Genomic DNA, 22,670 nt, shown 5'->3' with positions numbered 1-22,670 from the left:
CAGGAGGACAAAAGGAAAGTTTAACGTGCGCTTCCACACCGTCATTGATCCAGTGAAACAATTTCTTCCGCCTCAACTACCAATCGATCCCCTACGGAAGCACGACCACTTCCCAGAATATAGCCCCGTCGACGCTTGATCACTTCAAAGTAGAGATCAATTCGGTCCCCAGGCTTCGCCAAGCTATGGAACCGAATCCCATTGAGATTGGTCAGGTATGAAATCCCTTTTTTATCAACCGCCACGAATGCCGCCAATTGTGCAAGCGACTCCACAATCAACATAGGAGGCATGTATGGATTACTGTCTGTAATGAACCACTCACTCCAGGTGACAAGCTTGTATCCCTTCGCCCACTGCGACGTTTCGTACCCGGTCACGCCATCCAACAGAAGAAAAGGGTACCGGTGAGGAAGCACATCCGGGATATGGATTAGCTCTTCGCTCACAGGCTTATTCCCCTTCCCACTTGCGAACAGCAAGGCAGACGTTGTGCCCTCCGAAACCAAATGAATTGCTAATCGCTGCGCGGACCTCGCGTTCCTGATATACATGCGGCACAAAGTTCAATTCAGGAGCTTCCGGATTGTCACAATTGAGTGTCGGTGGTACTTTGCTGTGAATCATGCTCTGCACAGTCGCAATTAATTCGACTGCCCCTGCACCGCCCATTAAATGGCCAGTCATGGATTTAATAGACGATATCGCCAATTGGGGGGCATGCTCCCCGAACACTTTTTGAATAGCGTTAATCTCCATACGATCATTAAATGGCGTACTCGTACCGTGGGCATTGACATAGTCGATTTCCTGCGGTGTCAGGCCGCCATCCTGCAGTGCGATGTTGATCGCTTCTGCCGGGCCGGAGCCAGAGGGATCTGGAGCCGTGATATGATACGCATCCGTTGTGCATCCGTAACCCACAACTTCGGCCAGAATGGTGGCTCCGCGGTTCAAAGCATACTCCAACTCCTCCAGCACCAAGACTCCTGCTCCTCCACCGATGACGAATCCATCGCGATCCACATCAAACGGACGACTGGCCTTCTGCGGCTCTTCATTACGTCTGGAGAGAGCATGGATATTCGCAAAAGATGCCAGATCAAGCTGACTAAAATTGGCTTCTGCTCCACCAGCAACCACGACATCAGCCGTACCGTACTGGATCGTACGTAATGCTTCACCAATGGCATTACTTCCTGTGGCACAAGCCGTAACCACAGCAAAAGAAGGCCCCTTGGCTCCGATAGCAATGGAGATTTCACCAGGTGCTGAATTAATCATCATCGAGGAAACAAAATAAGGAGAAACTCTTTTGGGACCAAGCTTTGTTAATTTCCCATAGTTCTCCTCTATAACGTCGAGGCCGCCTGCTCCAGAGCCGACAATAACCCCCACGCGACTTGCATTCCGCTCATCAATCACTAATTTCGATTGCTCCACTGCCTGCCGGGCAGCCGCCAAAGCAAACTGAGTGAACTGTGCAACTTTATTAGCTTCCTTCTTGCTCATATATTGCAATGGGTCAAAGCCCGTAACCTGTGCACCGATCTTTGTCGGAATGTCCGCTGTATCGAAAGCAGTGACAGGTCCGATTCCACTTTTTCCTTCTAACAGTGAATTCCAGAAATCCGTAAGATTAAGCCCGACCGGCGTTACGACTCCCTGTCCAGTCACTACAACACGTCTTCTCACTGTATCCACGTCCTTCGTTGAAATTAATTCTTGGAAGCCTGTTGCTCGTAGAGAGGAAAGTCGCCATACACATGACTGATTTTTTCATGCACATCCGCAAGATCAGCATATACCTCGACGACCACAAGCTTGTTCTCCTGATACTTTTGCCAAGCAAGCTGAAGCTGTTCCCGTGCCTCTCCCTTACTCCGAATTGCAAGGCTTTCCACAAACTCGTACTGAGGAATTTGAATTCCTGTCTTGGCCGCCTCAGAAACAAACGGGAGGGACTGCCCTGTGAGATGCTTATAATTCATCTGATTCTGTAACCAACCATACCCACCATTATTGAGTACGACATAGATTAATGGTATTTGATACTCCACCGCCGTCATAAAATCCGAACAGAAGAGATTGAACGCACCGTCACCTACAAGTGCCACTACTGGACGTTGTGTTGCCACGCTTGCTCCCAGAGCAGCCGCCGCACCGAATCCAAGACTCGTTTGATCACTAGGAACAATCGAAAGAGAGCCTTGGGCAAAGCGGAAATATGGATAAAAATAGGACCACATATCCTGCAATCCATTCTCTTGAAGAAGCACCAGATTTTCGGGGAACTCCGTCTGAATCATGTCCAACAGCTCAGGAACGTGGATCCCAGGAGCCTTTTGCAATTCCTCCAGATAGATAGCCCTATGAGAAAAAGCCTTCTCTTTACAGCTCCTGATTGTTTCAAGCCACACTCCATCAGGCTTCTGCCCTAGCCGATCATGCCATTGCTCCACTGCTGCATATCCATCACCAAGCACTTTGATACCCCTGTATTCGTGTGCAAAATCCTCCAGATTTACATTGACTTGAATCAAAGGTGTATCCTGTAGCAGAATATCCCACTCGAACGTAGCCGTTTCTTCCAAGCGGCTGCCCAGTGTGATCACCACATCAGATTCCTTCCAGATTTGTCTTAGACTGAGATCCGTATAGAGTCCGGCAACACCGCAGAAAAGTTCGTGTTCTTCATCCACTACACCCCGTCCCGAGGCAGTTGCGAACAAGGCCGCTCCATGTTGGTGAGCGAACCGCTCAATCACATCACCTGTACCTGACTTCATTCCCCCTCCGACTAGAATGAGCGGCCTGCGCGCCGTCTTTATAATCGCCCAAGCCGCATCCAACTCCCGACGAGACGGAGAGCACGACAGCTTTTCTGGTGGGGTAAACTGAAGCCCTGTTGGCACAGGCTGGTCCATCAGGTTTTCAGGGAGTTCGATATAGACAGGACCCGGTGCTCCATTGATAGCCAAAAAGGCAGCCCGCTCCATCGCCCATACAAGCCGATCCACATGCTCGACACGATAAGCCCATTTTACGAGCGGCTTCACGAGTGAGATTTGATCGGCTTCCTGAAAGGATCGGGTACCCAGCTTGTCTCCGCCAGTACCAAGCGCCAGAAGCAGGAGCGGAGCGCCCAGGTTCTTGGCTTCCAGCAGCCCTGTAAGTGTATTACTGAGCGCAGGGCCTTTCCCCACAACACATACGGACATCTGGTTGGTGGTGAGCGCATAACCTGCTGCCATGAACACAGCATTACGTTGATCTTTGCACAAAATAAAATCCATACCGGATGAGGGGAGTGACGATACGATTTTGAGATCATCACTTGGTAATCCAAAGAGATGCTGAACCCCAGCCGATTTTAAGTAGCCAATAATGGCATCCCAGGGGAAGAAGCTCGCAGTCATACCAAACTCCTCTTTTCCGACAAATATTCTGCGACAATTTCTGAAATCAAGATCGGCTTCGAAATGAGCTTGAAATCGTAAAAAATATAGTTCGACATCGTGCCGTAGCCACCAAAAGGCTTATTGCCTTGATCCACATCCTCAAGCGTCTGATTAATGGTCAATGTGTGCTTCTTTCGTAGAACGTCAGTCAGGTGCTCCGATCCGTATAAGCTGCAACCCATTGCACGTTCACTGAAATAACTGGAGGAAATACGCTTGATCAGTTGCTCGTCGTCTTGGTAGCTAACTACATTGAAGACTGGCGAAAAATACTCAATAATCTCCAGATTCTGATCCAATTCACTATATACAACCGTTGGCTCCATCTTTTTCGTACGGAAATCAATGCCGCCGCCGTAAATAATAAATTTGTCGTTCGTGTTAAAATACTCAGAAACCGAATATAGCGTGTCTTTGTAGAATATAGGGGTATAGTTTGCGTTCGGATCATTGTTGGCTCCAAACACGAGTTGGTCAAGCTGTTGAATCAGCAGATCTTTGAAATGCTCACTCACATCTTGATGTACCAGAATGATGTCGGGGCCTAGGCAGTCTTGTCCAGAGTTGAACAATCTCATTCGGATTACATCGGTAACCGCCAGCTCCAGATCTGCATCAGGCCCGATAATGAAAGGATTTAGCCCTTGTCCGTAAAAAATGTAGAGCTGATCTTTTCGAATCTGTTTTTTGATCTTCTCTGCATTGGTATAGCTTCCGGTGAACACCACAATATCAGCTGGCATCACGGAATTCTCCATGAACACCTTCTGGCTAACTTTACGAATATAGATGGGTAATCCATGTACAGCCTGAAGCTTTTCATGCAGCATGTTGACGTACTCATTTACGTGAGAAGAAGGGCGAAAGTCTATATTTTCAACGTACAGGGACGGAATCAAAAGGTATAATGCATAGGAGTATAGAATGACGTTGGAAGGCATGAATACAGCCATAGATCGTTGCCGACTTGGCTGATAGATCTGCACTTCTTGCAGAGCACCTTGAAGTGTGAGGATCGTGGAGTCAATTTCTGCATTGGCGGCCCGATAGGATGAAAATTGCGTGAGAATATCCATCACTTCCTGCCGATTTTCAATCAAATAATTGAGGCATTTCAGAATAGATTCATGCCTTTCCAAAAACAGTGTGTTTTCTGCCAATTCTGGATTTATATTCATGGCACATTCTCCCTTTCCTATATGCGGTTTTGGTAAATATCTTGCTATACCTTGCGAGAAGCAACTTTTCCCAGGGCAATACGCTCCATCTCCAAACGATCCACTTTTCCATTGCGATTTAAAGGAAAGTGGTCAAGCGGAAGCAAAAGATCGGGAAACATGTATGAAGGGAGCACACGATTTATTTCTTTGCGGAGTACAGACAAGGCTTGCAAGGATTCGCCTTCGATGAAGGCAACAAGTAATGTCCCTTTAGCCTCATCCTCCAAGGTGATCACGCAGGATCGGTAACCTAACGAACCAATCCGGTCCTCAATATAGACCGGAGATACCATATAGCCCATCCGGTTGACCGTCTTGCCGCTGCGTCCAATGACATACAGCATTCCGTCATCCAGATAGCCCAGATCCCCCGTCTTGAACCAACCGTCCTGTAGAACGGATTGCGTCAGGTCTGGACGATTTAGATAACCTTCCATGCATCCAGCACTGCGTATCCACACTTCGCCTACGACACCGTCCGTCTGCTGTTTGCCTGTAGAATCTAGTATTTTCAAATCCACACCAGGTAATGGTAGTCCACAACCCTTCGGACACTCTAGCGTCCCCAGCGTAACGTTGCCCAGTTCAGAAAGACCGTAACCATTCAGCAGGGGCTGTCCAAATATGTTGTTAAATTTCTCTTCAAGGTCTTGGGTAAGTGGAGAACCGCCTACGCACCACATGCGCACCGGGGCTTCCTTGACCATTTCCAGTTGTTCGGGTTTTCGGTTTAGCATACGCAACAAGGTGTAAAAAGCAGAGGGGTTAGCATCTACGACCGTCGCCCGGTCTTTCGTAATACTTGCAATGACGCTCCAGAGGTTTTTTGGATTGCAGATGATGAGAGAACATGAGGTTAACCACCAGGAGAAGATAAGTGAGATTCCATAAAAATGAGAGAAAGGCACAACGGGGAGCATATGGTCAGACGGTAGGTAGTTCATGGCGTGTATGGAATGCCTGATGTTCTCCATAAAAGCTGAACCAGCTTTCACGATTCCCTTGGGTTTTCCCGTCGTACCTGAAGAATACAGAATGAGCGCATCTGGCCTCTCGCACCACTTGTTAAAGTCGAGGGCTTCAAGCTTTGGCTCTCCCACCCAATCCGGGTGCACTGTTTCTTCTTGAATCAGATCTTGAATCAGAATAACGAGTGCATGAGGAAGTTCTAAATCGGAATCCGTAAGGATGCAACAGGCATCCGCTTCATCATAGATTTGGGCCACCTCATCGAGCACAGTCTGCTCGTCCACCACAGTCACCGAAACAGCGATATTGCACAGGGAGAACAGAGACACAACAAACCAATAAGAATTGGCCGCTTTCAGAATCACTCTACCGTCTTCGGGAATGCCTCTGAGAGTCAACATCCGGGAGAAGATCGTAACGTCTCGCTCCAGACGCTCCCTGGTCATAATTCCTTCAGATGAGATAATCCGGCAATCCGTATGCGTAATAAGCACAACGTTCCCTCCTTACATCCCCGTAATATGGTATCCAGCATCTACATGGATAACTTCACCCGTAATGCCTCTCGATAAATGGGAAAATAGGAATAACGCCGTATCTCCGACTTCAGACGTATCAACCGTCTTGCGTAAGGGCGTAGTTTCTTCAATATGTTTGAGCATTGTGTTAAAATCCTTAATGCCATAGGCAGCCAAAGTCCGTATCGGACCAGCGGAAATCGCATTTACACGAATGCCATATGTGCCCAGATCATTCGACAGATAGCGCATGCTGGCTTCCAGTGAAGCCTTCGCCACACCCATAACATTGTAATTTTTGATCGCTCGTTCTGCGCCAATATACGTCATGGTGACGATACTCCCACCCTCTGTCATCAGTGGGTACACTCGACGGGATACAGCAGCCAAGGAATAGGCGCTGATTTCTTGTGCAACGGCGAATCCCTCGCGAGAAGTGTCAACGAACAAGCCATCCAAATCCTCAGCCTTAGCATAGGCGACACTGTGAAAATAACCATGCAACACGCCTACTTTTTCTTTTAGAAAATCCGCCAATGCATCAAGCTCTTCATTGCTTTGTACATCGCAAGGACAGACCAGTGCTCCCGGAATGGTTTCAGCAAGCTTTAGTACCCGCTCTGCAACCCTCTCATTTTCGTAAGTAAAAATGAGTTGTGCCCCTTCAGCAGCTAAAGATTGAGCTGTCCCCCAAGCAATACTCCTGTTATTAGCCACGCCCATAATCAAAATGTTCTTACCGCTCAGTAGTACTGCCACAGAAACCACCTTTCTTTTTTTACATTATTAAACAAAATAACAACTTAATTGCGTATGTCTACATTTATAGACATATGTAATCTTTCCTGGAATATTATCGCGTTAATTGCCAAACTTAGATAGGCGACGTTTTAGGCAAATCACAAAATTTATTTTAAAATTTGTGTAACACATCATGTATGCTGTCTGTCATCTCACAAAAAATAATTGTGTTGCTTCTGTTGGTCTGTGTTCAAATCGAAAGGGATACATGTGTGTGAAAAAAGATAGCGAGGCGAAAATAAGGTGACTGTCAAAGTAAGTTAAACATAAAATCCGCATATTTTTGTAAATATTTACATTCCGATGACAGACTCACCCCACTACCGGAAGTAACCACTTCATTTTCACCAACAATGACTCTCCCGATTTGAACATCCTGAGTGACCAGCCAGATATCATCTAAGTGTAAAACCTTAACCTTTATAGACTACGCTTTTGTTTTTTGGGAGCTAAAGTATAGCTAAAGGAGACAACAAAGTCGATTACCAGAACGATCGCCCATGTTTGCATAATGCCCTCCAAAGACGCCGTACGCTGAGGATCATCAACATACACAATGATGGCGAGCAACAAAGCGTTACCTATAGCCCAACCCAAAAGGTGAAGCAACCAACCTATCCGTTCCTCTTTTGCATGAGCAGCACCATACTTGCGTTCAGGCTTGGGTCCCTTACCAAACCAATGGGAGAACCGTACATCCGCCCACTTAATTAACCTATGACCAAATGCTACTGTAATACCAAAATAACAGGCCGCCAAGCCAGTAGCAGTCGTAATCTCCATGCCACTTTTCACCGTGATGAACACCGCAATCAGTAACAGGATATCAATAATTGGGGTAAATAGTAAAAGAAGACCGCCTAACTTCTTCAAGCCAAACATATACCTTGCGATCAAGCCTGCAACAACAAAAACCCAAAATAAAACTTCAGCACTAATAATAAATAAATACATAATAGATGATTCCTTTCAAATTAGAAATTGGTATTTACCAAAACTATCCCCCTTTCATGCCCACTATCATACAATATTATACATAATATTCCTAGTATTTTGTCTATAATTACATAAAAGGAAACAAATAGCCGTTTTTTTCTGCGAAAAACAGTATCTGTTCAGATCATTTCGTTTTGTTCTCAAAATGGGCATTTTACATGATATGCTACCCATAAAGAATTATGATGATCTGAAATGAAAAAAGATGTACCTATGCTAATCAGCACGGGTACATCTTTTCTACAGATACACTATCCAATTACAATATGCCCTTCGGGACGACGGTACAATGTCTTGGTCGAGCGTGGACGAATGGCATAGGCAATCGTAAGAGGACCAATCCGACCAATAAACATGGTCACACAAATAATCAGCTTGCCTGCATCAGATAATCCTGGCGTTACTCCTACGGACAAGCCTACCGTTCCGATTGCGGAAGCAGCCTCAAATGCAAGGGAGAGAAATGGGGCATCCTCTGTCATTAAGAGCAGTATAACCACAATCGAGAATATAAATAGGGCCAGTACAATAATGGTCAGCGCCCGCATCATGATATCTTTGGGGACCCTATGACGGAAAAACACGATTTCCTTCTGTCCTCGCATGACGGCGATTAGCGCACCTACCATAAGCAGAAACGTAGTCGTTTTGATTCCTCCTCCAGTTGAGCCTGGAGAAGCACCGATAATCATCAGCAACATAATAAAAAACTGACTTGCCTGCCTTAACCCGCTGATATCGACTGTGCTCGTACCCGATGATCTCGTGGAGACCGATTGAAAGACAGCTCCATATACTTTGCCTTCCCAGTTCAGTGCACCCAAGGTTCGTGCATTGGTAAACTCAAAAATAAATAAAACCAGCGCACCAATCACAATGAGCACTCCCGACACGCTTAGCACCATTTTGGAGTGTAGAGACAGTCTCCGGGTACGGCGAAAATCGAACAGATCGCTAAGCACCAGGAAACCCAAGCCTCCTGATATAACGAGCACAGATGCAATCATATTGAAAACAAAATCTCCAGCGTATTGTTGGAAGCTAGTCCCGAACAGATCGAATCCCCCGTTATTAAAGAGGGATACGGAATGGAATATTCCATAATATATCGCTTGTCCGACAGGCATTTCTCGCATCCACCGCAAAGCCAAGACAACGGCAGCTATCGCCTCAATGGTAAAAGAAAAGATCAGCACCTTGCGAATAATACGCACGATCCCTTCCATGCTATCGGCATTAATAGCCTCCTTAAGCAGCAACCGATCCTTCAGCGATAATCGCCGCCCCAATAACAGCGCAAACAAGGTCGCTAAGGTCATAAACCCCAGCCCGCCTAGCTGCATCAGCACCAAAATGACGGTTTCGCCAAACATCGTATACGTTGAATCGACGTCAACGACGACCAGTCCTGTGACACAAGCGGCTGAGACGGACGTAAAAAGCGAATCAATCCAATGCGGAGCATGACCACTATGATTGGCAACAGGAAGCATCAGTAGCAAAGTACCCAATGCAATAATCAATAAATATCCAATGACCAATATAAAAGGAGGCGATGCGAACCGACTAAGCTTGACGCTGCGTTTCATTAGAGTATTCTCTCCATCCGTTCTTATGAAAAAGAGGAACAAGACACGGGAAACCCGGCTGATCCTCTATATTCATAATGTTATGTTATTCTACTGTACGGTTACGCATATGCGGGAAAAGCAGCACATCGCGAATGGAAGGCGCATCTGTCAGCAACATGACCAAACGATCGATGCCGATGCCCAATCCGCCTGTTGGCGGCATACCGTATTCCAAGGCGCGGATAAAGTCATCATCCATTTCATGAGCCTCATCGTTACCGTGCTCACGTTCCAGCAATTGAGCTTCAAAACGTTGGCGCTGGTCGATTGGATCATTCAGCTCAGTAAACGCATTCGCATGCTCACGAGCGACCACGAACAGCTCGAAGCGATCCGTAAACCGCGGATCTTGTTCGTTTTTCTTGGCCAACGGCGAGATTTCAACCGGATGTCCAGTAATAAAGGTCGGCTGAATGAGCGTTTCTTCTACGAACTGCTCAAAGAATGCATTCAGGATATGGCCAAAGGTCATGTGTGGTTCAACCGGAACTTTGTGCTCTTTCGCAAGACGATGAGCTTCTTCATTACTCATCTGCACGCTAAAGTCTACGCCTGTTACTTCTTTAACAGCATCAACCATGGAGACTCTGCGCCATTGCGGCGTCAGATCCACTTCCTGGCCTTGATATTGAATGTGCTGTGTGCCCAGTACTTCTTGCGCAATATGTGCAACCATGTTTTCCGTCAATTGCATGATATCTTTATAATCAGCATACGCTTCATACAGCTCAATCATCGTAAACTCAGGGTTATGGCGGGTCGAAATACCTTCATTACGGTAAACACGACCGATCTCATATACCTTCTCCATTCCGCCGACAATTAGTCGTTTCAAATGGAGCTCAATAGCAATACGCATATAAAGCTGCATGTCCAATGCATTATGGTGCGTAACAAATGGCTTCGCCGCCGCTCCGCCAGCAATGGAATGTAATGTTGGGGTTTCAACTTCCAAATAGCCGAGCGAATCGAGATAACGACGCATGGATTGAATAATACGGGACCGTGTAATGAACGTTTTTTGTACTTCAGGGTTCATAACCAGATCGACATAGCGCTGACGGTAACGCAATTCAACATCCTTCAGACCATGATATTTCTCTGGTAATGGATACAAGGATTTGGACAAGACCTCAATATCGAGCACTTTGATCGTTGTTTCACCTGTTTTGGTCTTAAAGAGCACACCCTTAACACCAACAATATCGCCCAGATCCAAAATGCCAAATGCTTTATATTTGGATTCAGGTACTGTGTCTTGACGAACATAAATTTGAATACGTCCGCTAAGATCCTGTATATGAGCAAAGCTGGCTTTTCCCATAACACGTTTAGCCATAATACGGCCTGCTATGCTAACTTCAATATTCTTTTCTTCCAGTTCTTCCTTAGTCAAACTGTCATACTTGCTCAGTAGTACGCCCGCTTCAGCCGTGCGTATGTATTTGCGTCCAAAAGGATCAATGCCCAATGAGCGAAGCTCGTCCAATTTGGCACGACGAATTTGCAATAATTCACTTAATTCCTCGCGGTTTTCTTGTGTTTCCTGGTTAGTAGTTTCATCCGACATGGTGCTAAATCAGCTCCTTCAATATGAATAGACGGGCCGGGGTCCGTCCGGGTGTAGAGAAAAAAAGCTTCCACAAGGAAGCTTTTACATTAAATTCCAAAGTCCGTGTCTTATTTCTTGATATCCACGATTTTATATTGAATAACGCCTGCTGGAACGGTGACATCCACAACAGTTCCCTTTTTCTTACCGAGAATTGCCTTGCCAACCGGACTTTCATTCGAAATCTTGTTCTGTAGCGGGTCAGATTCGGCAGAACCTACGATAGCATACTCTGTAATATCTCCGAATTCCAAATCTTCAACAGTCACAGTTGCGCCTACTCCCACAACATCGGTGTCAATTTCATCACTATTGATAATGCGGGCATTGCGTAGCATCTTTTCCAACGTAATTACACGGCCTTCAATAAAGGCCTGCTCATTCTTCGCATCCTCATATTCGGAGTTTTCACTAATATCTCCGTATCCGATGGCTACCTTAATCCGTTCAGCCACTTCGCGGCGTTTGACAGACTTTAAGTTCTCAAGCTCATCTTCGAGCTTCCTAAGACCTTCCTGTGTCAGAATGACTTCTTTATCGCTCATCTTAACCGATTCTCCTGTCATGGGAAAAGTTTAAAAGTGCATCGGAATGCACGCTTTCAAAACATAATATGCCACTCTGAGGGAATGAGAACATTTCCTGCTGTTGTCTTGAGAGCTGCACACAATTTGTAGCATACATCAAGATTTTATACTGAACGATTATAGGGCAAGCAATTAGAAAAGTCAATCGCGTGCGCAGGCCGGAACAGCTTCCTTATTGCGCAACAGCAGCAGGAGATGCAGCACTTGTAAAAGGCTCATCGTTTTCTACCATGTGCAATTGAGATACAAATTGATCCAAAATACGTACCATATCGTCGCGCTTTGTTTCTTCCATAATGGCATCCTTAATACGTGCTGAACCTTTAAGCCCCTTGAGGTACCAAGCCAGATGCTTGCGCATTTCACGGACAGCTACTGCTTCACCCTTCAATGCAACCAGACGATCCATATGCAGAATGGCAATACGAATTTTTTCTTCCGGTGAAGGATCGGGCAACAGCTCACCTGATTGCAAGTACTCAATCGTACGGTAAAGCATCCACGGATTTCCCAGAGCACCGCGTCCGATCATAACGCCATCACAATTGGTCAAATCCAGCATACGGCGAGCATCTTCCGGTGATGCCACATCGCCATTTCCAATTACAGGAATGGTAACTGCTTCTTTAACTTCTTTTATAATATCCCAATTCGCAAGTCCCGTATACAGTTGCTCCCGTGTACGGCCATGTACGCTAACGGCCTGTCCTCCGGCACGTTCAACAGCGCGAGCGTTCTCTACGGCATAAATATGCTCACTATCCCAACCAATACGCATTTTCACAGTAACCGGCTTGTTTACTGATTCCACTACCGCCGATACCATTTCATAAATCTTGTTTGGATCGAGCAGCCAACGAGCACCTGCATCACATTTGGTCACTTTGGGAACCGGGCAACCCATATTGATATCAATAATATCTGCATTCGTTTCCTGATCTACGACCTTCGCTGCTTCCACCAAAGATTCGCGGTCTCCCCCGAAAATTTGCAAGCTAAGTGGCTTCTCACGCTCATCTACAAACAGCATCTCGCGTGTACGCTTGTTGCCGTGAATGATCGCTTTATCACTAACCATTTCTGCACATACCAGACCTGTACCGAATTCCTTGGCGATCAGGCGAAAAGCAGGGTTGCACACGCCTGCCATCGGAGCCAGAACGACTTGGTTTTTCATTTCAATACCGCCGATTTTCAACATATCTGTTCACCCCTTTATTCTTTCTTTTGTATCATTATTTATCGTCATTCCGTCAGTTCCCGGACTTCAATTTCTAGCGTTTGGGCGATAATGTTCAGCATGTCTAAGTCTATTGTACGATTGCCTCGCTCCACAGCACCTAATACAGTCAAAGATATACCGGTACGCTCTGCCAACTCCTGCTGTGTGAACCCTTTTAGTTTCCGAAAGGCGCGGAGTCGTTGCGCCAGCTGCATGTTTTCCAAAGCTGTATGCCGTCCTTTCCATCCACAGAATTCAATGCAGTATGCACGATACTGTACAGACCGGACGGATCTTGGTTCGGAACGATGTCAGCCAAGGGAACCAGTACAAAAGCACGCTCCAACATGCGAGGGTGAGGAAGCTCCAAATCCGGTGTAGCCAGTTGTGCCGCTCCCATCCATAACAAGTCCAGATCAATGGTTCGTGGACCATTAGGAATATGTCTTACTCTCCCCAGACGACTCTCCACCTCCAGCATATATACCAGAAGCTCCTCTGGAGCAAGTGTTGTAGATAGGGCTACCGTCATGTTCAAAAAAGAAGGTTGATCCAGATACCCAACAGGCTCTGTTTCGTACAGGCTGGAGCACCGTATTACCCGGATACCCGGATGTTCGTCCAGCGCCGTAATGGCTTCATACAGGGTATGCTCGCGCTCCCCCAAATTAGCCCCTAAAGCAATATAAGCCTCTGATGCCTCAGAGGTCGAATGTGCATTCATGTATCGTTCCTACTTTCTTGCGCGATAAAGCTCAACCGTCACGCCTTGAAAATGAATATCAAATGGCGGATGCGGCTTCGTGACTTTGACAGTCAGTGCATTGACACTAGTATAAGTGTCCAGTAGGGAAGATGCAATACGTTCGCCCAAAGCTTCAATCAATTGGTAAGACTCCTTTTCTACAATATCTTTAACGGTGTAATGCACCTCGGCGTAATTAACCGTTTTGTCCAAAGCATCCTGCTCACCCGCTTCACGCAGATCAAGCTCCAGTTCCAAATCAATATAGTAACGTTGTCCCAGCTTACGTTCCTCTGGAAAAACGCCATGATATCCGTAATACTCCATACGATGCAATTTCATTTTATCCATTGTGGGTAGGCCCCCTGTTATTTATTAGATTTTTCTAAATAAGCTCAACTAAAGGTGTACACGCGGCACCACTACGCGGTCGGATGGTACTTCCCATCGCTGTTGTGCCCAGATTTCCTTATATTAGGATAAAATGGTTGGAATCCTGGCACAAAGGCGACCGCTTCGCTTGTACAGCACCATTCCGTCCACTTCGTTTTCGTTCTACTATTTTTTCCGTTCTTCTTACATTAATTTCTCTCTAAAAAATACAGTGACTTTATGGTGCGTTGTAGCGGAATGAAGGATTTGAATCCGGAGAAGCGTAGCGCTCGCCTCCAAAGCTTTTCAAGGAAAAGCTACATCGTAAGCATATACTCAACGGGATTCCTACAGTCATATGTTTTACCAATTCAAAAGAATCCCGTTGCAACAGCGATCACAGGATCAAATCATTCATGAAGCGTCTCCTAACCACCATAACTCAGTGCATTTTTAGACCCGTACACCATCGCATCACACATACGTACGGTGCGCTTGATTTGCGCCACATCGTGTACACGCACAATCTGGCACCCTTGAGCAATGCCAAAAGCAACAGTAGCCGCCGTGCCCTCCACCACATCATTCACAGGCAAATCCAGTGCTGTACGAATAAATCTTTTGCGCGACGTAGCCAATAACAGCGGAAAGCCCAGCTGACCCAATCTATCGAGAGAAGTCATGGCATGAATATTTTCATCGTAATCCTTGGCAAAACCGATACCTGGGTCTAAAATGATCTGTTCCTCACGTACCCCCGCATCCAGCGCTAATCGGATACTCTCTTTTAAATCGGACAGCATATCAGAAACCAAATCACTATAGTTATGGTCATGACGATTATGCATCAAAATGACCGGGCAATCGAATTCCGAAGCTACACGTGCCATATCAGGGTCTGCCTTAAACCCCCACACATCATTAATGATATGTGCGCCAGCTTCGAGTGCCTTTCTGGCTACTTCAGCTTTGTAAGTATCTACAGATAATGGAATGTGCGGTGCGATACGATGGATGGCCTGGACGACCGGAATGACCCGAGCCAGCTCCTCTTCCACACCTACTGGATCATGACCGGGACGGGTAGACTCCCCGCCAATGTCAATGATATCAGCTCCATCTTCCACCAGCTTCAATGCATGTAAAACAGCAATCTCCGGGTTATAATGTAATCCTCCATCGGAAAATGAATCCGGGGTCACATTCAGTATACCCATGATCTGTGTGGAATGTCCGAGTGTAAGCTCGGCATCCCCCATTCGGTAACTACGTTGATAAAGGGTCGGTATGTTCACTTGATCCCTGCTTTCTGTCTATAATCGTGCAACAGCAAAGCTGTTATGGACTTGGGGTGCGTCAAGAGAACCGATACATGGTTGGTTGCTCCTCCCGGCTCCAACAACAAATCCACGGGCCGTATTTCTTGTATAGAGTTGGTCATAAAAATTTCATCAGCCTGTTTCAACTCGTCCCAGCGGTACAGGCCCTGCTCACAAGGAATGTCTCGCAGATGCGCCAGCTCCAAAATGAATTCACGCGTAATGCCTGGCAGAATCCCTGTAGACAAGTCAGGGGTATACAGCGTATTATTCCGCACAAAGAACAGATTGCTGACCATTCCCTCTGCCAGGAAACCATTGGCCGTAAGCATCATTCCTTCAGCCTTATAACGGACAGCTTCGGCATACTGCTGAAGTTCCCGTTTCGCAAGAATATTATTCATATAATGCAGCGACTTTAAGCGAACCTCACCCTCTGGAGTGTTTCTGGGGATTCGCAACAACTGAAGCGCCGATGGGGAAGTCGAGTGCCCGATTTGTGTATTGGTAGAGGGCAACGGTTTGGCAAACAAAATATGGTTGGGACGCGTATAGTCACCCGTCGGCAATCCTAGCACCTCTTCACCCGCTGATACGGTGTAGCGGATGTAGGCTTCATCCAACCCATTTGCCACCATCAGATGCTGAATGTGTTTCGTAAGCTGCTCCTCATCAGGTTGAAAAGGAATGCCAAGCATTCGGCAGCCTTCCTGTAGTCGATGCAGATGCCGATCCAGCAAGAATGGGGCACCCTTGTAGGTGCGGAATGTTTCAAACAAACCCATTCCGTATAAAAAGCCGTGATCACTTACGTGAACCACGGCTTTTGCGGCTTCCGTGAGGACGCCGTTGACTCCGATATATTTCATGAATCAAACGCCTACCTTGCGTTTTAGGAAATTGCGTAACAGCTGATGCCCGTAATCCGTAATAATGGATTCTGGATGGAACTGAACTCCTTCTACGGCAAATTCTTTATGCCGCAAACCCATAATTTCACCTTCTGCGGTTTCAGCGGTAATCTCTAGACACTCAGGCAGACTCTCGCGCTCTACCAGCAATGAGTGATACCGGGTTGCTGTGAACGGAGAAGGCAAGCCTTCAAATACTGACGTATTGTGATGAAGAATCGGTGAGGTTTTACCGTGCATGAGTCGTTCAGCCCGGATAACCTTACCGCCAAAAGCCTGTCCGATGGCCTGATGGCCGAGGCAAACGCCAAAAATCGGAATGCGACCTTTAAAATGGCTGATCACATCCAGTGATATCCCCGCCTCATTCGGCGTGCATGGACCCGGCGAGATCAAAATATGCTCTGGTGCCAGCTCTTCTATGCCTTTCACATCAATCTCATCGTTCCGTTTTACGGTTACTTCTTCGCCAAGTTCACCCAAATACTGAACAAGATTGTACGTAAACGAATCATAATTATCAATCACCAAAATCATACGACTCACCCTCCTGTGATACCGCTTCTGCTCAAAGCGGCTTCTTCTTCACCACATTGTACCGCCTTCATGACAGCTCTGGCCTTGTTCCGACATTCCCGATATTCCCTGTACGGGTCTGAATCAATGACGATCCCCGCACCTGTCTGTAAATAGGCAGTGCTGCCTTTAACAGCTAGTGTTCTTATTATAATATTTAATTCCATATTACCGTTATAGTCAATCCATCCAAGGGACCCAGTATAAGGCCCCCGCCGGACAGGCTCTAATTCTTCGATGATTTCCATCGTGCGCACCTTGGGTGCCCCGGTAATGGTTCCGCCTGGAAAGGTAGCCGCAATTACATCTATAGCTGTACGACCTGAGGCTAACTTCCCCTCCACCTGAGAAACCAAATGCATAACGTGCGAATAATACTCGACAGTCAGCAGTTCAGGTACATGCACCGATCCGTATTCGGCAATCCGTCCGATATCGTTACGCTCCAGATCGACGAGCATAATATGCTCGGCGCGTTCTTTTTCGCTTGATAGAAGCTCTGCTGCCATAGCGGCATCTTCATCCGGTGTTAGCCCCCTTCTTCTCGTACCTGCAATAGGTCGGGCGCTCACACGTCCATCCTCCAGCTTCACCAACAATTCTGGCGATCCACTGACGATCCGTAAATCTGGCATACGCAGCATACCCATATAAGGGGATGGATTCAGCAGACGAAGCCATTCATATATATTCTCAGGAAGGGCTGCAAGCGTACGTTGCTGACGAATCGACAAGTTAACCTGAAATACATCCCCTTGGGCAATATATTCCTGCACACGTTTCACGGCATGTTCAAAATCTTGTTGGTTGAATGCCGCTGCCCATCCTTCAGATTCTTGATGAGCAGCCTCTAATCCTTTTTCGGACAGCCGAGCACAACGGCGAGGATGAGCTGGATCAGTCTCTCCCGCATGTATGATGTTCTTCCACTGAGTCAGCATGCGTCCTGCACGTTGGACCGCTTCCGCATAAAGTTTGCCAAGTATCGATATGGTCTCATCCACCATAAGCTCATTAGCCAAATCAGTCTGGCTAATGAATTCACCGGAGCGGGCAGGATTGGGCATATGAACAGCGCAATATATGCAGGATTTTTCGTGATCATAAATCCACAGCTCATTCACCCTCATCCATACATAATCAGGTATGCCCGTATCGTCTGCAGCTTGAGATGGCAAACGCTCCAACGAGCGAGCTACATCGTATCCAAGATAACCCGCAAATCCTCCAGAGAAAAAGGGCATGCCAGGTACACGCGGTGCACGGTAAGGAGCGATCCAGTTGTTCATGACTTTCAAAGGTTGACCATGCATATCTCCATGCTTCCCACTTTGCAAATCAGTCCAAACTGCATGTTCTCCCTTGCCTTCCAATACAGCAACCGGATTTAAGGCCAGATAGGTGTACCTCCCACCTTTAGCGCTCTCCAGCAAAAAGGCATATGGCGACGAATCCTCCCAAGCCTTCCGCCACGATGACGGTAGCCCTCCCACGGGTAATGGGTACTCGGCGATATAGGGAAGTATGCTCCAGCCTTCCTCCTGCCAAACCTGCCACTGCGCCTCCGTCACTCTAGCTGTCGATTTCATCCGTGTGTGCTTCCCCTTCCCAACTTTTCAATAAGTCTACATTCTCTCCTTAAAAAGAAACCCCCACTCCCCTGCAACAGGGAAATGAGGGAATCCTTACGTATAGTATACACAATTACGACATAATTACAGCTCGAAATTGTACAGTGGTGTACTCAGGTAACGTTCTCCATTACTTGGAATAATGACAACGATCCGTTTACCCTTGCCCAATTGCTTAGCAAGTTTCAAAGCCGCATGGACAGCCGCGCCAGATGAAATACCGGACAAAATGCCCTCTTCCTTGGCCACTCTACGTGCTACCTCGAAAGCTTCGTCGTTTTCTACATGAATAATTTCATCATAGATATCACGGTTTAAAATTTCAGGAATAAAGTTGGCACCCAACCCTTGGATCTTGTGGGGTCCTGGCTTACCGCCTGCTAACAGCGGGGAAGAGGCAGGTTCTACGGCCACAACTTTAATATCAGGGAATTCTTTCTTAAGCACTTCACCGGCTCCAGAAATGGTTCCGCCAGTACCTATTCCCGCTATAAAAGCGTCCAGAGTTCCGCCAATGGAATGAATGGCTTCCACAATCTCAGGACCGGTCGTTTCACGGTGAATTTTGATATTAGCTTTGTTCTTGAACTGCTCAGCAGCAAAATAATCCGGATTTTCACTCAGCAATTCTTCCATTTTCTTAACGGACCCGTTCATGCCTTCTGATCCTGGTGTTAACACAAGTTCGGCTCCATAAGCGCGCAACAAATTACGACGCTCTATGCTCATCGTTTCTGGCATAACGATGACTGCCTTATAGCCCTTCGCAGCAGCAACCATAGCCAAGCCGATTCCTGTATTACCGCTAGTTGCTTCAATAATGGTACCGCCTGGCTTAAGCAGACCTTCACGTTCAGCTTCTTCTACCATACTAATCGCAATACGGTCTTTTACACTGGAGCCTGGGTTCTGATATTCCAGTTTCAAATAGATTTCAGCGCTATCTTCCGGTACGATCCGGTTGAGGCGAACGAGGGGGGTTTCCCCGATAAGTTCGGTGATGTTATTAACAACTTTAGCCATGATAATTCCTCCCTGACTGTAGATGATATATTAAAAAATGCGAAATCATATTGTAGATCAATCTTAGTCAATCACTTTAATTTTGTACCGTTCATTTAATTTCCGATAAAAATAGTGGGTTTTATACGCTAATAATAACAATCTTCAATTCCAATGTCAATACAAGTGAGTAAGCTGCGATGCTGTCAACCCGCGTTATCAGCATCGCGCTTCCTTCAAACCAATATTCTTTCACTACGTTACAGAGAAGCGGAGGATGCATTCTTTTCAGATAAAATACGCGCTCCATACTTATCACGCAGACTCTTCTCAACCTCTTCCAAAGGAGCGGCTTGTGCAAGCGCAAGAGATCGACGAATTTGCTGCCGGATCTGCTGCTTATCCGGAGAATTCTTCAACCGGACATCCTGTACATAAATGACAGCATAGCCATCGTTAACAGAGATTGGACCCGCAACATCCCCAGAGCTTAGCTCTCTCGCCGCCTTCATAATCGCCTCCGGTTGAAATGGATCATATTCATCCACCCATCCCAGCTGTCCACTGCTATCTTTGTCGAAAGGCTTACGTGAATGCTCTTGAATCAGCACATCGAAGCTCTCCCCCTGCTTAACCCGGTCTAGCAGCGCTTCTGCCTCCTCCGCATTATCCACATAAAGAGCTCCCAATTGGATCTGCTTACCGACGGCAAATTCCTCGGGATGCTGCTCCCAATACTCGTCAATCTCAGCTTCCCGAACTTGAATACCCTGCGTAGCTATTTTCTCCAAACCAATCCGGTATTCCGCTTCATTCCGCAAGTCAACCGGATCTAAGCCAAACTGTCGCTGCATTTCATCAAAGTAGGTATGATCTGAGTCATACCCTTTACTATCCTGCTCCAGCACCTGCTGTAAATCCTCTTGGGTGATCTTGATACCGAGACGCTTGGTTTCAGCCTGCACGGCTTTACGATTCAACATTTGCAACAGCGTATTGGTTCCATATCGCTTTTTCAGTTCCGCTACCCACTGTTCCTCCGATATGCCTTCCTGACCCATCTCCGCCACAGTATGATCGCCGTCATCCTTGCTTACATCACCCGGCTTTGACAGCCCCCGAAGCATGATAAGACCACCCAAGGCGGCGACGCTAACGGTCAGAATAATGACAGCTGTCCATAATCCTTTTTCCCGTGTAGTCATCGCTTGCACCGCCCATCCGGTTAGGCTTTCGCTTGATCTAACAGATTTTGCAGCTCATCTTTATTAAACTGATAAGCCTCATTACAAAAGTGACATACGACCTCAGCCTGTCCTTCTTCCTCAATTAACTGCTCTAATTCGCTTTCTCCCAAACTGATCAATGTTTTTTCCACGCGCTCACGTGAACACTCACATTGAAAATGGATATCCAATTCATCGAGAATCCGAACGTCCGGCAGCATCCAGCGCAGCATTTCATCAAGTTCCAATCCTTGATCCAGCAAAGCGGTAACGGGCGGAATGGAGCTGACTGCATTTTCGATCGCAGTAATCTCATCATCATTCAAGCCTGGAAGCAACTGAATAATAAACCCACCGGCCACAATAACCGAGTTATCAGTATCTACCAGCACACCCAAGCCCACCGCTGACGGGGTCTGCTCCGATTTGGCAAAATAATAGGTAAAGTCCTCACCCAGTTCACCAGAAATAATCGGAGTACTGCCGCGATACGGTTCTTTTAATCCCAAATCCTTGATGATATGAATGAACCCCTCTGTACCTACAGCACCCGCTACATCCAGTTTGCCCATACTATTGCTCGGCAAATGCACATGTGGTTCAGTAACATAACCTCGCACTTCCCCTACAGCATTGGCATCAACGACGATTTGCCCAATCGGCCCATCACCTTTAACTTGAATGGTCAATCGCTCTTTGCCTTTTAGCATAGAACCCATAATAGCTCCTGCTGTGAGGGTTCGCCCCAAAGCAGCGGTAGCCGTTGGATACGTATCATGTCTTCTCCGCAATTCCTCTACCAATTGAGTTGTCCGAACAGCAAAAGCTCTAACCCTCCCGTCCATGGCTGTGCCACGAATAAGTCGATCCTGCTTATTTTCCATATTGATATCCTCCCCTATTCTCCAGGACAGCTATGCTGCTTATTTTCGTTAGTATTGCTCATCATTGAAGCATAATTTCCTACTATATAAACAATCTGCATCGACAGATCACGCGAATTGTTCAAAAACGTAACATATTTCAGTATAGACGAAAAACGCCGCTAATCCAAACCGATAAGATCATCGGTTGGACGCAGCGGCAGCTTATATCCACTTTTTTTATTCAGCGTTACGTTGGTAAATGATACGTAATCCTTCAAGCGTCAACATCGGCAACACTTTCTGAATGCTCTCTGTCTCTGATGCGATTAGCTCTGCAAGACCTCCGGTAGCAATAACCGTAGGCTCCGCCTGCATTTCTTCCTTAATGCGCCTCACAATGCCATCCACTTGCCCAGCATAGCCGAAGATAATCCCAGCTTGCATGGCATGAACCGTATTACGACCAATAACCTTTTTGGGTTTCTCCAACTCGATGCGGGGCAGCTTGGAAGCCCGTTGATACAGTGCCTCTGTCGAAATCCCGATACCCGGTACAATTACACCACCCAGGTAGTTTCCCTTATCGTCAATACAATCAAACGTCGTCGCGGTTCCAAAATCCACCACAACCAGCGGCCCGCCAAACCGTTCGACAGCTGCAACAGCGTTCACGATCCGATCCGCACCTACTTCACGCGGATTCTCATAACGCAGGTTAAGACCGGTCTTGATTCCCGGTCCGACGATTAACGGCGTTTTGCCTATGTATTTATCGCACATTTCTTCTAATACACGGACCAATGGCGGAACGACAGAGGAAATAATAACTCCATGGATGTCATCCTTTAATACGCCACCCATACTAAAAAGATTATGTATGAGTACGCCGTATTCATCTGCGGTTGCCTGTCTGGAGGTACTGATCCGGTAATGGTGCAACAGCTCCCGCCCTTCGTACATCCCCAGAACAATATTGGTATTACCTACATCCACTACTAGAATCAA

22 protein-coding genes are annotated in these 22,670 nt (G+C 46.7%); all 22 read right to left on the bottom strand.

The features are described 5' to 3' along the window. Window positions 1-41: 41 nt before the first annotated feature. A complete protein-coding gene (locus NSQ57_RS00410) occupies window positions 42-434 on the bottom strand; it encodes a 3-hydroxyacyl-ACP dehydratase FabZ family protein (protein ID WP_029514647.1) in 393 nt (130 codons plus the stop codon). Window positions 435-453: 19 nt separating this feature from the next. Next, on the bottom strand, window positions 454-1,695 hold the full coding sequence (gene fabF / locus NSQ57_RS00405) for a beta-ketoacyl-ACP synthase II (RefSeq protein ID WP_068938691.1): 1,242 nt from the start codon (window positions 1,693-1,695) through the stop codon (window positions 454-456). A 23-nt stretch (window positions 1,696-1,718) separates the two neighbouring features. Continuing rightward, entirely contained in the window at window positions 1,719-3,419 is a 1,701-nt protein-coding gene (locus NSQ57_RS00400) for a thiamine pyrophosphate-binding protein (protein WP_069011243.1), read from the bottom strand. Further along, complete coding sequence (locus tag NSQ57_RS00395) at window positions 3,416-4,639, bottom strand: aldehyde dehydrogenase family protein (protein WP_341038278.1); 1,224 nt, start codon at window positions 4,637-4,639, stop codon at window positions 3,416-3,418. Before NSQ57_RS00395 ends, NSQ57_RS00400 begins: the two co-directional genes overlap by 4 nt. 44 nt (window positions 4,640-4,683) lie before the next feature. Then, on the bottom strand, window positions 4,684-6,144 hold the full coding sequence (locus NSQ57_RS00390; protein WP_341038277.1) for a class I adenylate-forming enzyme family protein: 1,461 nt from the start codon (window positions 6,142-6,144) through the stop codon (window positions 4,684-4,686). 12 nt (window positions 6,145-6,156) lie between these two features. Then, a complete protein-coding gene (fabI, locus tag NSQ57_RS00385; protein ID WP_029514642.1) occupies window positions 6,157-6,927 on the bottom strand; it encodes an enoyl-ACP reductase FabI in 771 nt (256 codons plus the stop codon). 462 nt (window positions 6,928-7,389) lie between these two features. After that, window positions 7,390-7,923, bottom strand: a complete 534-nt coding sequence (locus NSQ57_RS00380) for a hypothetical protein (RefSeq protein WP_165150706.1) — start codon at window positions 7,921-7,923, stop codon at window positions 7,390-7,392. A 293-nt stretch (window positions 7,924-8,216) separates the two neighbouring features. Further along, a complete protein-coding gene (locus NSQ57_RS00375) occupies window positions 8,217-9,554 on the bottom strand; it encodes a TrkH family potassium uptake protein (protein ID WP_029514640.1) in 1,338 nt (445 codons plus the stop codon). Between the two features lie 85 nt (window positions 9,555-9,639). Beyond that, window positions 9,640-11,166 carry a lysine--tRNA ligase gene (lysS, locus tag NSQ57_RS00370; protein WP_029514639.1) on the bottom strand — a complete coding sequence of 509 codons (1,527 nt, stop codon included), beginning with the start codon at window positions 11,164-11,166 and terminating at the stop codon, window positions 9,640-9,642. 110 nt (window positions 11,167-11,276) lie between these two features. Next, entirely contained in the window at window positions 11,277-11,753 is a 477-nt protein-coding gene (gene greA / locus NSQ57_RS00365) for a transcription elongation factor GreA (RefSeq protein ID WP_013308160.1), read from the bottom strand. Between the two features lie 214 nt (window positions 11,754-11,967). Next, window positions 11,968-12,996 (bottom strand): tRNA dihydrouridine synthase DusB, encoded by a 1,029-nt coding sequence (gene dusB / locus NSQ57_RS00360; RefSeq protein WP_342425489.1) that lies wholly within the window; start codon window positions 12,994-12,996, stop codon window positions 11,968-11,970. A 44-nt stretch (window positions 12,997-13,040) separates the two neighbouring features. Continuing rightward, on the bottom strand, window positions 13,041-13,241 hold the full coding sequence (locus NSQ57_RS00355) for a helix-turn-helix transcriptional regulator (protein ID WP_185156379.1): 201 nt from the start codon (window positions 13,239-13,241) through the stop codon (window positions 13,041-13,043). Continuing rightward, window positions 13,193-13,741: a 2-amino-4-hydroxy-6-hydroxymethyldihydropteridine diphosphokinase gene (gene folK / locus NSQ57_RS00350; protein ID WP_029514636.1), complete on the bottom strand. Its 549-nt coding sequence runs from the start codon at window positions 13,739-13,741 to the stop codon at window positions 13,193-13,195. Before folK ends, NSQ57_RS00355 begins: the two co-directional genes overlap by 49 nt. Window positions 13,742-13,750: 9 nt before the next feature. Further along, entirely contained in the window at window positions 13,751-14,113 is a 363-nt protein-coding gene (gene folB, locus NSQ57_RS00345; RefSeq protein WP_013368705.1) for a dihydroneopterin aldolase, read from the bottom strand. A 449-nt stretch (window positions 14,114-14,562) separates the two neighbouring features. Then, window positions 14,563-15,429 carry a dihydropteroate synthase gene (gene folP, locus NSQ57_RS00340; RefSeq protein ID WP_029514634.1) on the bottom strand — a complete coding sequence of 289 codons (867 nt, stop codon included), beginning with the start codon at window positions 15,427-15,429 and terminating at the stop codon, window positions 14,563-14,565. Continuing rightward, window positions 15,426-16,322: an aminotransferase class IV gene (locus NSQ57_RS00335; protein ID WP_341038274.1), complete on the bottom strand. Its 897-nt coding sequence runs from the start codon at window positions 16,320-16,322 to the stop codon at window positions 15,426-15,428. Before NSQ57_RS00335 ends, folP begins: the two co-directional genes overlap by 4 nt. Window positions 16,323-16,325: 3 nt before the next feature. Continuing rightward, entirely contained in the window at window positions 16,326-16,901 is a 576-nt protein-coding gene (gene pabA, locus NSQ57_RS00330) for an aminodeoxychorismate/anthranilate synthase component II (protein ID WP_013308153.1), read from the bottom strand. 5 nt (window positions 16,902-16,906) lie between these two features. Next, complete coding sequence (locus NSQ57_RS00325; RefSeq protein WP_209950321.1) at window positions 16,907-18,529, bottom strand: anthranilate synthase component I family protein; 1,623 nt, start codon at window positions 18,527-18,529, stop codon at window positions 16,907-16,909. A 126-nt stretch (window positions 18,530-18,655) separates the two neighbouring features. After that, a complete protein-coding gene (cysK, locus tag NSQ57_RS00320) occupies window positions 18,656-19,594 on the bottom strand; it encodes a cysteine synthase A (protein ID WP_029514630.1) in 939 nt (312 codons plus the stop codon). Window positions 19,595-19,833: 239 nt separating this feature from the next. Beyond that, window positions 19,834-20,778, bottom strand: a complete 945-nt coding sequence (locus NSQ57_RS00315; RefSeq protein WP_342425488.1) for a peptidyl-prolyl cis-trans isomerase — start codon at window positions 20,776-20,778, stop codon at window positions 19,834-19,836. Between the two features lie 20 nt (window positions 20,779-20,798). Further along, a complete protein-coding gene (gene hslO / locus NSQ57_RS00310; protein WP_025718327.1) occupies window positions 20,799-21,683 on the bottom strand; it encodes an Hsp33 family molecular chaperone HslO in 885 nt (294 codons plus the stop codon). Between the two features lie 219 nt (window positions 21,684-21,902). Next, the gene (locus NSQ57_RS00305) at window positions 21,903-22,670 is read right to left on the bottom strand and encodes a type III pantothenate kinase (RefSeq protein WP_039274025.1); all 768 of its coding nucleotides are present in this window, start codon (window positions 22,668-22,670) and stop codon (window positions 21,903-21,905) included.

This window comes from Paenibacillus sp. FSL L8-0502 (assembly GCF_038593055.1).
GTDB lineage: Bacteria > Bacillota > Bacilli > Paenibacillales > Paenibacillaceae > Paenibacillus > Paenibacillus polymyxa_D.
Note: the sequence above shows the minus strand (reverse complement) of the source record. Positions and strands in the feature narration are given on the sequence as shown.